Raw genomic sequence first — 13,857 nt, forward strand, 5'->3', positions numbered from 1 at the left:
ACGCAATGAATGGCGTATCGCAGGGTCGCATGCCCCCTACCGCGGCATTGGCATCGCTGTTGCTGGGCCTGGCCTCCTTCTCAGGCCAGGCCGCCGAGCCGGCGGGCACTGTCTTCAATCAGGAATTCCTGGGCACGGGCGGAGACCAGCCGCAGGCTGACCTGTCCATCTTCAGTTTCGGCAACAAGGTGCTGCCGGGCGAGTACCTGGCCGACGTGTTCGTCAACGATCAGTCCATGGGCAGGAGCAGAATCCTCGTCGAAACCCAGGAAGGCCAGAAGCAGCCTTCGGTCTGTCTGACTCGCAGCCAACTGGAGACCTGGGGCGTCAACATGGCCGCACTGCCCGAATCCGCTGGCGTGGACGGCGCCTGCGTGGACCTGCCCGCCCTGGTGCAAGATGCCGCCGTGAACTTCGATGGCGGCAAGCAACGGCTGCATCTGAGCATTCCGCAAGCCGCGCTCAAGCGCTCGGCGCGGGATTCGGTCGACCCGTCGCGCTGGGACAAGGGCATCACCTCGGGTCTGCTGGATTATCAGTTCAACATGTCGCGCCAGGGCGGAGGAAATTCCTCCAGCCGCGGCGCCGAATCACCCTACACGGCCTACGCCGGATTGCGCGGAGGCCTGAACTTCGGCGACTGGCGCCTGCGCCACGCCTCCAACTACAACCGCGGCACCAACGGACGCGGAGAATGGCAGTCGCAGGAAACCAATCTGCAACGCGACTTGCGCTCGATCAACGGCCAACTGCTGCTCGGCGATGGCTACACGCCCGGCAACTTTTTCGACAGCGTGCCGTTCCGCGGCGTGCAGGTCTATTCGGACGACGCCATGCTGCCGGACAGCATGCAGGGCTATGCGCCGACCATACGCGGCATTGCCCAGACCAACGCCCTCGTCACCGTCAGGCAGAACGGCTACATCGTGTACAACGCCTATGTCGCGCCCGGCGCCTTCGTGCTGGACGACCTGTACCCCTCCTCCTCCGGCGGCGACCTGGAAGTCACCATCACGGAAGCGGACGGCCGCCAGAACCGCTACGTGCAGGCCTATGCCTCCGTGCCCACGCTGTTGCGCGAAGGCACCTGGCGCTACAGCGCCACCGCCGGGCGGTATCGCGACGCCTACAGTTCGAACGAACGCGAGCCCACCTTCGTGCAGGGAACGGTTGCCCGCGGCCTGGGCCAGGAGTTCTCGCTGTATGGCGGCGTCACCGCCGCCAGCATCTACCAATCCGGCCTGGTGGGCGTGGGCAAGAACCTGCGCAGTTTCGGTGCGATCTCCCTGGACCTGGCGCATGCGCGCACCTCCACCGAGCGGCTGAAAACCCAGGGCCAATCCGTGCGCTTCCTGTATGGCAAGTCCTTCGATGAATCCGGCACCAACTTCCGCGTCGCCGGTTATCGCTACTCCACCAGCGGCTACCGGACCTTCCAGGAAGCGACCGGCATCGACGATTTCGAACGGGGCTACAGAATGCCCAGCCGCCGCAACGAACTGCGGTTCGAGGTAAACCAGTCGCTGGGCTCATGGGGCTCGATCTACGCGTCGGCGCGCCAGCAGTCGTACTGGCAGACGAATCAGAAGGAAAGGCTGATCCAGGCCGGATACTCAGGCTTCTACCGACAGGTCAGCTACAACGTCCAGGTTGACATGAACACCGGCCGCAACGGTTCGAACGACCGGCGGGTCATGCTGTCGCTGTCGATTCCGCTGGGCACCTCGCGTAGTAGCGCTCAGTATTCCGTAATCACCAGCAACAATGGCCGGACCAGCCATCAGACCAGCGTCTATGGCTCCGCGCTCGAAGACGGCCGGCTCACCTACAACCTGATGGCCGCCACCTCCAACCAGGAGAGCGTCAGCAGCACCGGGAACGCCAGCTACCTGTCCAGAGTCGGCCGCTTCGACCTGGGCGCGTCGCAGGGGCGGAACTCCAACCAGATCAACGCGGGCTTGTACGGCGGCATCGTTGTACATGGCGGCGGCGTAACGTTCGGCCAACCCCTGGGCGAAACCGTGGCGCTGGTGCGCGCGCCGTCGGCAGAGGATGTGCATTTCGAATCGCATCCGGGCGTCAGCACCGACGCCGGCGGCTACGCCATCGTACCGAGTCTGAGCCCGTACCGTTCCAACCGCCTGGCCATGATCACCGCGGACCTGGGCGACACCGTGGAAGTCAGGAACGCGGCGGTGAATCTGGTGCCCACCCGCGGCGCGGTGATACAGGCAGGGTTTGAGACGGTGGTGGGCTATCGCCTGATGCTGACGCTGACCCGCAAGGACAACAGCGTGGTGCCGTTCGGCGCGCGCATCGACAACGAAGCGGGCGAGGAAATCGGCATCGTGGGGCCGGACGGTCAGGCTTTCGTGACGGGGGCACAGCAATCCGGAACGATACAAGTGACCTGGGGCCGCAGCGCCAAGGATAGCTGCAGCGTGTCCTACAGCTTGCCGGAAGAGGAACGTCCCGCGCCCATACGGGAAGTCAGCTACATGTGCCAGTGACGCACCTATTGAAGATCGCAAAACATAGAACGGACACGAGATGAAAGAGCATCAGACCACTAAGAGCAATCGTTCAGGCGGACTTCTGTCGTTGGCCTGCCTGGCGCTAATGTTGTGTGTGTATGCGCCGCAAAGCCAGGCGAAATGCACATTGGGAAAAGGGCTAGACAAGAATGTGATCAATATCGCATTGGGCACCATATTCGTGCCAGCGAATGCAGAAGGCACCCTCAGCCGCACAATTGCCCGGAAGGAATTCCCCGTCTCGCACGACGACACATCGATCGTTACCTGCGACAGCGGTGGCGATAGTTCGTTGATCGGCACCGTCCACAAGGGAGTTCAACATACCAGCGGCAACCGGATCTACTCGACGAACATTTACGGGATCGCAATTCGAATAGGCTTCAAGCCTTGGCCTGGCCAGTCACCCATGCATTTTCCATTTTCAAAAGCTAATTCTGAATGGAGTACCAACAGTAAATGGATGGTAACCGTCGAACTCTACAAGTCCCATGACAAACCGGGAAACGGTCCTCTCGATGAAGGGATATATGCCTCCATGTACACATCGGACGACCCGCAAAACGCTCTGCGAGTAGTAGTCAGCGGACGCGCCACCACCATCAGCTCCCCTTCCTGCTCCGTGTCCGACAAGGATATGAAGGTTCAGCTCGGCAAGGTCTGGAAAAACATGTTCAGCTCGGTCGGCAGTACGGCAGCCGAACAACGTTTCAGCATCAAGCTGAGTTGCTGGAAAGTCGAACCCGAACTGAATTCCGTGTACCTGCGCATGGACGCCACGGCCGACGCTTCAGGCGCGCCGGGCGTGATCGCCCTGACCTCCAACACCAATGCCGCGACCGGCGTCGGCATCCAGATCCTGGACAAGGACCGCCAGCCGGTCGCCTATCGCCAAAGCGCCTTGGTGGGCGTATCCAAGGACGGCGTCTACGACGTGCCGTTCTACGCCCGCTACTACCAGACCGCAAGCCAGGTGACCGCGGGCGTCGCAAACGGCACGGCCACCTTCACGCTTGAATACAAATGAGCCCTTTCGCCCCCCGAACCACAGGCCATCAATCATGAAGAAAACCGCTTTCAACCACACCGTCCATGTCTGCGTCGAAGCGATAGAACCGGCTGCGGCGCTGGTGCAGGGGCTGGGCGACCGCGCCCAGATGGTGTGCCTGACCCAGTCCGCCGCCAGATTGCAGGAGCAGCTGGCCGAACCCGGCCTGCACCATGTCGTGTTGCACGGCAGCGCGGAATGGCTCGCCTCGATGCTGTACGCGCGCCGCGGCCCCTATGTCGCCGGACTGGTGTTGATGATCACCGCCAATGACTCCTCCAATACCAGGGCCGAACTGGTATGCGCTGGCGCAGACGCCTGCCTGTCCTCGGATGCGGGTATCGACGAATTGCTGGCGGCGCTGAGCAGCCTGGAACGCCTGTCTTCGGCCTTGCGCGCGCGTCTGCAGCGCGAAGCCGTACCCGCGCAGGAGGCGCAGGCACGGCAACGGCGAGCCCTGACGGGGACCGTCGCGAGCGTCCGCGTCACGCCGGTCCGCGAGTGGGCGCTGATCGAGACGGAGAAGACGCTGCGCGCGCCAGACAGCGCCGGCAAGATTGCGCTGAGCAACAAGGAATACGCGCTGTTGTCGTGCCTGAGCGGCCATGACTTCCGGTATCGCAGTATTGCGGACCTGCACCGCGAGGTCTGGCCGGATGCCGCTGGCCGCCCCGCGCACCTGCAGCGCGCCATCGTCTCCAGCGTGGTCGGCCGCCTGCGCCGCCGGGCGCGGCTGGCGGGGATCGAACTGCCGCTGCGCACGAGCTATGGGCAGGGCTATACGTTTGTTCATCCGCTGAGCAGCGCAAACTAGCAGCGGCCGCCAGGCGCCGCGCAGCAAAGGCGGCGGCAAACTCACCCTCGACGCACTTTCGTATTCCTCAGACGCGGAAATCGATGTCTTCCGACTAAATTTCCCGGCCCTGCCCCATACAGTATCCGTACTCGCCGGCATGCGCTGATTCGCGCATGCGGCCGGCGGGTATGAGCCGCCATATCACCGCATTCGCGGTGCCTGGCCTTACAGAAATCCCTCAAGAGATCGACGCCCTCCTGACGCGCAAGGACCCTGGTCCGGCCCGCGCCCGGGATGGTTTCGATCGCCGCGGGCAAGCCTAGCTTCAAAGGAAATACAACATGAAACGCAGTCTCGTCGCCTCTCTCCTGGCATCCGGAGCCTTGGTCTCCGTGCTCGCGCCAGTACCCGCCCATGCCGTCGACGGCGTCATCAATTTCATGGGCGTGATCCGCGCACCCGGTTGCGATATCAACGGCAACACGCCTGGCCTGGGCAACACGCAGACGGTGCAGCTGGGCACGCCCACCCCGGAAGAAGTGGGCCTGGGCAACGCGGTCGAAGCCGAGTTCCAGCTGAACCTTGCTGGCGGCGCAGGCTGCACCGATGGCAGGAAGGTCCGCATCATGTTCGACCCGACCAACGGCACGCCCGCGGGCAACCTGGCGCTGCTGGACGCCGACCGCGCCCCCAACGTCGAGATCCAGATCCGCAACAACGCAACGGGCAACACCTCCGTCATCCCCATCGGCGGTTCGGAAACCACGCCGCAGATCGCCACAATCGCGGGCAGCCCAGGCTCCGCGGAACTGAAGTACGCCGCCAAGTACGTCGAGGTCGGCGGCGCGGCGGGCGCCGGTTCGGGCGCGTCGAGCATCAAGTACCTGCTCTCCTACAACTGAGCGCGGGCCGGTCATGGCGTCGACAGCGCGCATCGTTTCATCCCTGGCGGCCGCTTGCGCCATGACCCTGTGCGCCTGGGCGGCTCCCGCCCGGGCCGGGCTCGTGCTGCAAAGCACCCGCCTGGTCATTTCACCAGAAACCCGGGACGCGACACTGGCCATCCGCAACGCGGGCGCCGGCCCCGTGCTGGCGCAGAGCTGGCTGGACGACGGCAATGCCGATACCTCGCCAGTGGACATGCGCGTGCCTTTCGTCCTGGCGCCGGCGGTCGTGCGGGTGGATCCTGACAGCGGCGCGGTGCTGCGGATCTCATATACCCGCGAGCCGTTGCCTGCCGACCGCGAAAGCCTGTTCTATCTCAACGTGCTGGAAACGCCGCCGCGCGACCCGAACGACGCCAATGTGCTGATCTTCCAGTTCCGGTCGCGCATCAAGGTGTTCTTCAGGCCGAATTCGCTGCGACCCCATGTTCAGGCTGCACCAGGACTGCTGACCTGGAAGCTGAGCGGGCAGGCGCTGGAAGTCACGAACCCGACGCCCTACCACGTGTCCTTCGCGAGCGTCGATCTGATCGCGGGGGGCAGGCGAACCGCCCTGGAAGGCGGCATGGTGGCGCCCTTCGACAAAACGCGCTTCGCCTTTCCGGCACGCGCGCCCAAACCTGCGGGCAAAGTCTCGGTCCAGTACGAGGTCATCACCGATTACGGCGGAACCAGCAAGAACGAGAAGACCGTTACCGAATAAAGGCGCGGCGCAACTTAGACCTGCGCATCACAGAGCTGACACGTCCCGATGGATTACCCACACGCAAGGGCTTGCCCCCGCTTGCCAAACCTCGCTCGTCCCGCGAGCCCGCGCCCGGCCGCGTTCAGGTCGGCATCCGGCCTTTCTGCCGCGCTGCTGGCGGCGGCGGCCTGGGCCGCGCCCGTACACGGCAAGCAGGCGTTCTTCGACCCGCAGATGATGTTCCAGGGCGCCGGCGGCACGGCCATCGACACGAGCCGCTTCGAACGCGGCAACCTCATGGAGCCTGGCCTGCACCGGCTGGACATCTACGTCAACGGACAGTGGCGCGGCGTGGAGGAGATCCAATTCCGCCTCCTGGCCGGCAGCGACGGCGCCACGCCCTGTTACGACGGCGAATTGCTGGCGCGCCTGGGCCTGGACACGGACAAGGCCGCGCGCGGCGACGGCATGCTTGCGCTGTCCGCAACGGCAGCCTGCGGCGAGTTGTCGCGCTACGTCCCCGGCGCCCAGGTCAAGCTGGAGGCGGCCGAGCAAAAGCTCTATCTCACCGTGCCCAAATACTATCTGCGCCTGGCCACGCCTGGCGCCTACGTGGATCCGTCGAACTGGGACAGTGGCGTGACGGCGGCGCGACTGAACTACAACAGCAATCTCTTCACGTCGGACAGCCGGGGGACGCGGACCACGCGCGGCTATGCCGGCCTGAACGCCGGCATCAACCTGGGCGCGTTCAGGTTGCGCCACTACGGCAGCGCCACCTGGTCGCCCGGCCACGGCGCCAGCTATCAGCGTGGCTATACCTACCTGAAAACAGATGTGCCGGCATGGAAGTCGCAGCTGCTGATGGGCGAAAGCTCCACCGAAGGCGATCTGTTCGACTCCGTGTCGTTTCGGGGCGTGCAGCTGGTCAGCGACGAACGCATGCTGCCCAGCGCGCTGCGCTCCTATACCCCTACGGTGCGCGGCACCGCCACCAGCAATGCCCAGGTATCGGTGTACCAGCGCGGCTATCTCGTGTACGAAACCACGGTGGCGCCCGGCCCCTTCGCGATCGAGGACCTGCAGGCCGCGGGATACGGCGGGGACCTGGACGTGCGCATCGTCGAGGCGGACGGCAGTTCGCGCAGCTTCGTCGTGCCCTTCGCCACGACGGTCCAGCTGCTGCGGCCCGGCACCAGCCGCTACAGTTTGACCGCCGGGCGCGCGATAGACCTGGGCATGGGCAGCAGCTCGCAGTATCTGCTCCAAGGCACGTTCAAGCGCGGGCTGGGCGACATGTACACGGGTTACGGCGGCCTCGCGTTCAGCCGGCACTATGGCTCCGTGCTGGCGGGCGCCGCGGTAAATACCCAGATTGGGGCATTCGCGGCCGACGTCACTCTGTCCCGTGCCGATCTGCCGGACGAAGGCACCCGCACCGGCGCCAGCTACCGCCTGTCGTACAGCAAAAACCTGCCCAACAGCGGCACCAACTTTTCGCTGCTGGCCTACCGCTATTCCACCAGCGGCTTCGTGGGCCTGCGCGAGAGCATCGCGCTGCAAGGCACGCCGCAGCGCTACCGCTGGTTCGGCGACATGGGCCGCACGCGCGGCCGGTTCGACGCCAACATCAGCCAGCAGCTGGGCACCAACGGCGGCAACGTCTATTTGTCGGGTTCGGCCATCCAATACTGGCAAGGTCGCAGCAACACCATCAATTTTGCGCTGGGCTATAGCAACCGCTGGCGCGACGTCTCCTATTCCTTCGGCGTGCAGCGCATGCAGAACCTCGCCACGCGCACTTCCTACCGGGGCGGCGGTCGGGACAACTCCACCCTGATCACCCTGAATCTCTCCATTCCCCTGGGGCGGGCCGAGCGCGGCGCCCCCACGCTCAACACCTATTACAGCGCAGACTCGCGCGCCGGCGCCAACGTCACCACCTCGGTCGCCGGCACGATGGGCGAATCCGACCGCGGCACCTATTCGGTGTCGGCGTCTCACGCCAGCCGCGAAAACGCCAACTCGGCAAGCGCGAACATCGGCTACCGCCTACCGCAGGCCTGGGTGGGGGCGGGCATTTCTCAAGGCTCCGGCTATCGCCAGGCATCGCTGAACGCATCCGGCGGGGTGCTTGCCCATGCCGGCGGCGTGACCTTCTCGCAGACGCTGGGCGAAACGGTAGCGCTGGTCCGCGCCGACCACGCCGAAGGCGCGCAGATCGGCTATGGCGGCGATCGCCTGGACGGCCGCGGCTACGGCGTCGTCGCCAGCCTGAGCCCTTACCAGCTCAACACGGTCGACATCGATCCGCGCGACATCCCCGACGACGTGGAGTTGCAGGCCAGTTCGCGCAATGTGGCGCCGCGCGCTGGCGCGGTCGTGCTGCTGTCCTATCCCACCCGCGTGGCGCGGCCGGTACTGATCGACGGCCGCCAGGCCGACGGCGCCGCGTTGCCCTTCGGCGCGGAAGTGCTGGATGCCGCCAACGACAAGCCGTTGGGCGCGGTGGGCCAGGGCAGTCGCATCGTCATGCGGGTGGAACAGGATCGGGGCCGCGTCATCGTGCGTTGGGGCCCCGGTCCACAGCAGCGCTGCGCGATCGACTACGCCTTGCCGGAGCGCACACGGCAGCGCGACCAAGGCTATGACGAGCTCTCCCTCACCTGCGCGCCGATGCCGGCGGACGGCGGCGGGCCAGCGAGCCCCGGGCCGCTGGCGCGTCGATGATGCGCCTGCGATCCTGCCGGGCGATTCTGCGCGTGTGCGCGCCATGCCTGGCCGCCGGCCTGCTGACGACCGCCATGGCGGCCTGGGCGCATGCGGGCCTGAGCGTGATCGGCACGCGCTTCATCTACCCAGCGCAAGCCAGGTCGCTGACGATACGCACCGGCAACTCGGGAGACGCGCCCATTCTGGTGCAGGCGTGGCTGGACCAGGAGCAGGCGCAGACGCGCACCGACCCCAGCAAGCTGTCCGCGCCCTTCGTGCTGACCCCGCCGGTCTACCGGCTGGATGGCGGCGAGCGCAGGGCCCTGGAACTGCGCTACACGGGCGGGTCCCTGCCGCAGGACCGCGAGTCGGTGTTCTGGATCAACTTCCTCGAGATCCCCTCGCTGCCGCCATCACGCTACAACCGGCTGCAGCTGTCGGTCCGGTTGCGGATGAAGGTCCTGTTCCGCCCCCCGGGACTGCAAGGCAAGCCGCGGGAGGCTCCGGCACACGTCACGTGGAAATATGGACGGACAGGCGACGCCGCCGCGCCATGGCAGCTGGAGGCGCGCAACCCCACCCCTTTCCATGTATCGCTGGCGCGGCTGGAGATCCCCGCCGCAGCCGGCATGCGGCGCCTGGAGGGCTTGACGCTGCCGCCCTACGCCACCAGCCGGTTCACGCTGCCCGCCGGCCATCAACCCGAGGCAGGCAGCACCACGCTGCACTATGAGGCGGCCGACGACGCCGGCGCCCTGGTCCGCGGCGTGGCGACGCTCGCGCCCGCAGACTGAGTCCGGGCAGGTCCCGGCATCCAGGAGAACACCCGATGAACAAGCCTCCCATTCCCGCGCTCACTCACGGCCCCGACCGCCCGGCACGGTCCGCCATTGTCCTGCTGGCCGCAGCGGTGGCGCTGCCATGCGCCCCGGCCCGCAGCGAACTGGTCATGAACCGCCCCGCCATCCACTGCACCCAGTCGAACCAGGCCGGCGGCCCCTGGCGCGAAGTCTCGCCGCTGACCAGTTCCTCGCAGATCGGCGACGTGCTGTTCGAGCGGGGAGCCGGGCTCTTCAACAACTTCCAGTTCGGCTCGGGAGTATCGCCAGGCGTGCTCCACGAACTGGTCGCGGCGGCGCAATGGGGCCACAACGTAGGCGTGGCCGCCGACGGCACGGCACAGACGAACGTGCCCGGCATTGGATTGCAGGTATCCGTCATGGGCGCGGATGGCGTCGAAAGACGGATCAAGCCCGGCGCACTGCCCGTGGTCGTGGACAAGCGTCCCGTGTACTACGACACCTCCGGGTCGGCATCGCAGAAGAACTCCACCGTCACCGAGTACATCCAGCGCCTGGTACTGACCGACTCCGCGGCCAACCTGCCCAGCGGGGAACTGAAAGTGACTGGAGTAGACCCCAACATTACGCTGATGCTCTATGCGGTCAACTATCAGCAGGGCAAGGTGGGCTACGGCGAGGTCATCCAGAGCTTTCCCGTGTGGACGCCGGGTATTGCCGGCGTCTGCGGCAATCAGCCCTTTTCCTACCAGGGCACGGGCGTCATCGGCATCGGCGGCGGCACCGGCGTGATCGTGCCCAACAAGTGCGAGGTCGGCGCCTATCGGACGATAGCGGTCTCGCTGGGCGACTTGCCTATCTCCATTTTCGACACGCCGGGGGTCACCTCGCCTTCCAAGGAATTCTCCATCGTGCTGAGCCAATGCAGCGCCGCGGCCAAGCCGACCATTACCTTCTCCGACAAGTACGGACCCAACCCGAATCCCCATGTGCTGAACCTGAAACCCGGCTCGGAAACGGCCGAGGGCATAGGTATCGCAATGATCGACGATGCCGCCAATACCCCTGTCCGCCACGGCATCGCGTATGCCATGCAACGCGTCGGCGACCAGGCCGTGCTGGCGCTGCGGGCCCACTACGTCCGCACGGCGCCGACCGACGGGACGGTCAAGGCCGGCATCGCCGACGGTAGCGCGGAGTTCACCTTCGAATTTCCTTGAGATGGCTGCGCCTCTTGCGAACAGGCCATGGACGCAAGCGCCCACGGCCCTTTTCAAGCACCGCCAATCAACGTTCGACGATGCCGTGGTTCAAGCCCACTTGCGGCACCAGGGATGCCAGTCCGAACGTGCTGTTGGCGCGCATCACCCCATAGTTCGCACCGGCCAGGCCGCCATAGGTGTGCGAAAGGGAGTTGACGAAGTTCACCTTGCCGCTCGCGCTGGAATAGGTGATCGCGCCCTGGTTGAGGCCCGCGATGCCGCCAAGGTAAGCCTGGCCGGCGCCGCCAACCTCCCCCGCGGAAGACGACTGCAGGACTTCCCCCATGTCGCCGTTCTCGCCCACCACGCCGCCGACATGGCTGTTGAAGCTGCCGTAAACATTGCCGTTGGCCATCGCTGAAACGATAAAGCCCCGATTGGCGCCAACCAGCCCTCCTACCGCGCTGTTCTTCCCCGCCTTCACGTCGCCGCTGGCGTTGACCGTTGCCAGCGTCCCGGTGTTGTAGCCGACCAGGCCCCCGGTGTAGGCATACGCCCCGCCAGCAACCTTGCCGCGGGCGACCGAGGCTTCTATCCTGCCGCTGTTGTAGCCAACCAGACCGCCCGCGTGGCCGCCATTGCGGGTTTGGCCGGCCCTGACCTCACCGCCCGCTTCTGCCGTATCGATGCGCCCGTCGTTGGCGCCGACCAGACCGCCCACATTGACGCCATACGCGGCCGTCACGTCGCCCGCGGCCGTGACATCCGCCAGCAGGCCGCTGCTGGTGTTGCGTCCGGCAAAGCCGCCGGTCGATCCGCCGCCCTCGGCACTGACACCGCCCTCAGCTGCCGACCCGGAAATGCTCCCGCTGTTCAAGCCCACCAGGCCGCCCGTGTAGGCGTTGCTGCCGTTCTGCACCCACCCAGTAGCGAACGAGCGCTCGATGGCCCCGCCCAGGTTGTTGCCCACCAGTCCGCCCACGCTGTGGCCAGCGCCCGTGGCCTGCGTGCCCGCGTGGCTGGAGGCGTCCGCGACCAAGCCGCGATTCACACCAACCAGACCACCCATGCCGCCCAGTTCATCGCGCTGCATGACGCCCGATACGGCGTTGTGCGAGACGCTGCGCGTGATGGTGCCGCGACTCGATACGGAGTTCAGGTTCTCGCCCGCCAACCCGCCGAGCGCGACCGTGTGCGAACCCGCGTACACGTTGCCCGCGACGCTGGCCCGGTCGATGCTGCCGCCGACGTTGGTGCCGACCAGGCCGCCCACCACATTGCGGTGGTACGAACTGCCCTTCACGTACATGCCGGTAGTGGACACGTTGATGATCTGGCCTGAGTTGTAGCCCACCAGCGCGCCCACCGACATGGACGCCACGCCGCTGGACGGCGTATTCACCTTCATCGACGCCAGGTTGATATTACGGATGCTGCCGGACGATGCGGCAAACAGGCCCACATTGGGACCGGCTCCGCTGACCGAGTAGCCGCTCAGCGTATTGCCCAGCCCGTCGAAGGTACCCGAGAAGGTGCCGTGCGAACCGCCTATGGACTGGATCGCGCCGCGACCACTCAGGTTGTTGCCCAGCACGTACAAGCCGCTCAGATTGCGGTCGATATCCTGAAGTTGAACGAGGTTCTGGATAACGGCGTAGCGCTGGCCATGCGCGTGGAACGAGGCGCCCGCGCCGGACAGCGTGATCGACGCGCCTTCGCCCAGCACATGGCCGCCTGGCGCCTGCAAGGACAATGCGCCATTGATGCCGCTGACGGCGGTCTTGCCGTTGAGCGCGATTTCGCCGCCAGCGGACATGGCGATGGCGGCGTTCTGGCCGGTCGCGGTCAGGTCTCCGGTGACCGCAATATCCCGCGCCGCGATCAAGCCTAGCGTGTTACCGCTGCGCCACGCGACCGGGCCGTCGAGCGCGACATCGCCCGCAGTGCCTTCCAACACGATGTTGGTGGCCGCGAGGTTGCTGGCGATGGTGTCCGCATGCACCGTGGCGTTTGCCGCGCTGGCGTTTGCACCCACGGCCACGTCCGCCGAGGCGATGCGCCACGTTCCGCTATCGCCATTCAACGCCCGCGCATCGACCTCGGCGCCGAGCCGCACTGTCACCTGCTGCCCGCGGATCTCTACCTCGCCCCCATTGCCATGCGAGGCAAGCGCGCTCGCATTCATCTTGCCGGCAGCCACCACCAGGCCGGCGTCGCCGCCATCCAGCGTAATCTTGCCGCGCTGACCCTGCAGCGTCTTCGCTTCGATGATGCCCTGGCTGTTGACTACCGTGCGCAAGGCTGCGCCGGCAGCCTTGGCGGTCATCAGCACCTGCCCGCCGTCGGCGCTCAGCATGCCGCCATTCTCGGCCAGGGCGGACAGCGCGGCGCCATCCATCCGCAGATCGAGCAAGCCGTTGCCGTCGAAGTTCACGGTGAACGCTCCGCCTGCCGCCAACGCGATCCGTCCCAGCCGCGCCTGGATTACGCCCTGGTTGCTGACCTTGGCGCCCAGCAGCGCGACACTGCCCCGATCGCGCGCCGCGATCACGCCCTGGTTCAGCACAGCGGCCTCCGACGCCCCCGTGAAACGGTAGTTGCCCGCGTTGAAATCCGCGTCGGAAAGCAACTTGGTCGAGGCAACCAGGCCACCCACATTGACCTCCGCGCCCTTGCCGAAGACGATGCCGTTGGGGTTGACCAGGAAGACCTGGCCATTGGCGTCCATGCGCCCCAGGATCGAACTCGGCGACAGACCATTCACTCTGTTCAGCGCGATGGAACTGGCGCCCGGCTGGTTGAAGGCGACACGTTCATCGGCGCCAATGTTGAAGCTGTTCCAGTCGATGATCAGCTTTTGCGTGTGCTGGTTGATCGACACCTGCTTCCGGTCCAGCGTATTGTGGATATCGCCGATACCGTTGCCGGCCGCAATCGTTCCGCCCGTCGGCGCAGCATGCGCGGAAGACAGGCCCGCCAAGCCGATCAGCGCCAGCGCCGCGACGCTGCCGCGCCTGCCGCCCCCCTTTTTTCCGTGACGCCGCACGGACTCGCGCGTCACGCTCCAGCATTGTCTGGCCTCGTTCCATACCAATGCATATGTCTTGTTCATGATTGCCTCGCAAGAGTGGCGGGT

9 protein-coding genes are annotated in these 13,857 nt (G+C 65.9%); 8 read left to right on the top strand and 1 reads right to left on the bottom strand.

The annotated features are described in order from the left end of the window. Positions 1-5: 5 nt before the first annotated feature. From AXYL_RS29855 to AXYL_RS29890, 8 genes are all read left to right on the top strand, one after another. Complete coding sequence (locus AXYL_RS29855) at positions 6-2,510, top strand: fimbria/pilus outer membrane usher protein (RefSeq protein WP_013396620.1); 2,505 nt, start codon at positions 6-8, stop codon at positions 2,508-2,510. 40 nt (positions 2,511-2,550) lie between these two features. Next, the gene (locus AXYL_RS34495) at positions 2,551-3,561 is read left to right on the top strand and encodes a fimbrial protein (RefSeq protein WP_013396621.1); all 1,011 of its coding nucleotides are present in this window, start codon (positions 2,551-2,553) and stop codon (positions 3,559-3,561) included. A gap of 34 nt (positions 3,562-3,595) precedes the next feature. Continuing rightward, positions 3,596-4,396, top strand: a complete 801-nt coding sequence (locus AXYL_RS29865) for a winged helix-turn-helix domain-containing protein (RefSeq protein WP_013396622.1) — start codon at positions 3,596-3,598, stop codon at positions 4,394-4,396. Between the two features lie 323 nt (positions 4,397-4,719). After that, positions 4,720-5,280 (top strand): fimbrial protein, encoded by a 561-nt coding sequence (locus tag AXYL_RS29870; RefSeq protein WP_013396623.1) that lies wholly within the window; start codon positions 4,720-4,722, stop codon positions 5,278-5,280. Positions 5,281-5,293: 13 nt separating this feature from the next. Next, the gene (locus AXYL_RS29875; protein WP_013396624.1) at positions 5,294-6,025 is read left to right on the top strand and encodes a molecular chaperone; all 732 of its coding nucleotides are present in this window, start codon (positions 5,294-5,296) and stop codon (positions 6,023-6,025) included. 81 nt (positions 6,026-6,106) lie between these two features. Beyond that, a complete protein-coding gene (locus AXYL_RS29880; RefSeq protein ID WP_013396625.1) occupies positions 6,107-8,737 on the top strand; it encodes a fimbria/pilus outer membrane usher protein in 2,631 nt (876 codons plus the stop codon). Beyond that, positions 8,734-9,513: a molecular chaperone gene (locus AXYL_RS29885; RefSeq protein WP_013396626.1), complete on the top strand. Its 780-nt coding sequence runs from the start codon at positions 8,734-8,736 to the stop codon at positions 9,511-9,513. The genes AXYL_RS29880 and AXYL_RS29885 overlap by 4 nt, the downstream gene beginning before the upstream one ends. A gap of 35 nt (positions 9,514-9,548) precedes the next feature. Next, positions 9,549-10,739, top strand: coding sequence for a fimbrial protein (locus AXYL_RS29890; protein ID WP_013396627.1), 1,191 nt, complete (start codon positions 9,549-9,551; stop codon positions 10,737-10,739). Between the two features lie 67 nt (positions 10,740-10,806). On the opposite strand, the gene AXYL_RS29895 is transcribed toward AXYL_RS29890, so the two are convergent. Next, positions 10,807-13,833 (bottom strand): filamentous hemagglutinin N-terminal domain-containing protein, encoded by a 3,027-nt coding sequence (locus AXYL_RS29895; protein WP_013396628.1) that lies wholly within the window; start codon positions 13,831-13,833, stop codon positions 10,807-10,809. Between the last annotated feature and the right edge of the window lie 24 nt (positions 13,834-13,857).

This window comes from Achromobacter xylosoxidans A8 (genome assembly GCF_000165835.1).
GTDB lineage: Bacteria > Pseudomonadota > Gammaproteobacteria > Burkholderiales > Burkholderiaceae_B > Achromobacter > Achromobacter xylosoxidans_B.

What these genes read in the sequence shown, in the direction of transcription:
- AXYL_RS29855 (WP_013396620.1), top strand. Translation starts at nt 6, where the DNA reads ATGAATGGCGTATCGCAGGGTCGCATGCCCCCTACCGCGGCATTGGCA.
- AXYL_RS34495 (WP_013396621.1), top strand. Translation starts at nt 2,551, where the DNA reads ATGAAAGAGCATCAGACCACTAAGAGCAATCGTTCAGGCGGACTTCTG.
- AXYL_RS29865 (WP_013396622.1), top strand. Translation starts at nt 3,596, where the DNA reads ATGAAGAAAACCGCTTTCAACCACACCGTCCATGTCTGCGTCGAAGCG.
- AXYL_RS29870 (WP_013396623.1), top strand. Translation starts at nt 4,720, where the DNA reads ATGAAACGCAGTCTCGTCGCCTCTCTCCTGGCATCCGGAGCCTTGGTC.
- AXYL_RS29875 (WP_013396624.1), top strand. Translation starts at nt 5,294, where the DNA reads ATGGCGTCGACAGCGCGCATCGTTTCATCCCTGGCGGCCGCTTGCGCC.
- AXYL_RS29885 (WP_013396626.1), top strand. Translation starts at nt 8,734, where the DNA reads ATGATGCGCCTGCGATCCTGCCGGGCGATTCTGCGCGTGTGCGCGCCA.
- AXYL_RS29890 (WP_013396627.1), top strand. Translation starts at nt 9,549, where the DNA reads ATGAACAAGCCTCCCATTCCCGCGCTCACTCACGGCCCCGACCGCCCG.
- AXYL_RS29895 (WP_013396628.1), bottom strand. Translation starts at nt 13,833, where the DNA reads ATGAACAAGACATATGCATTGGTATGGAACGAGGCCAGACAATGCTGG.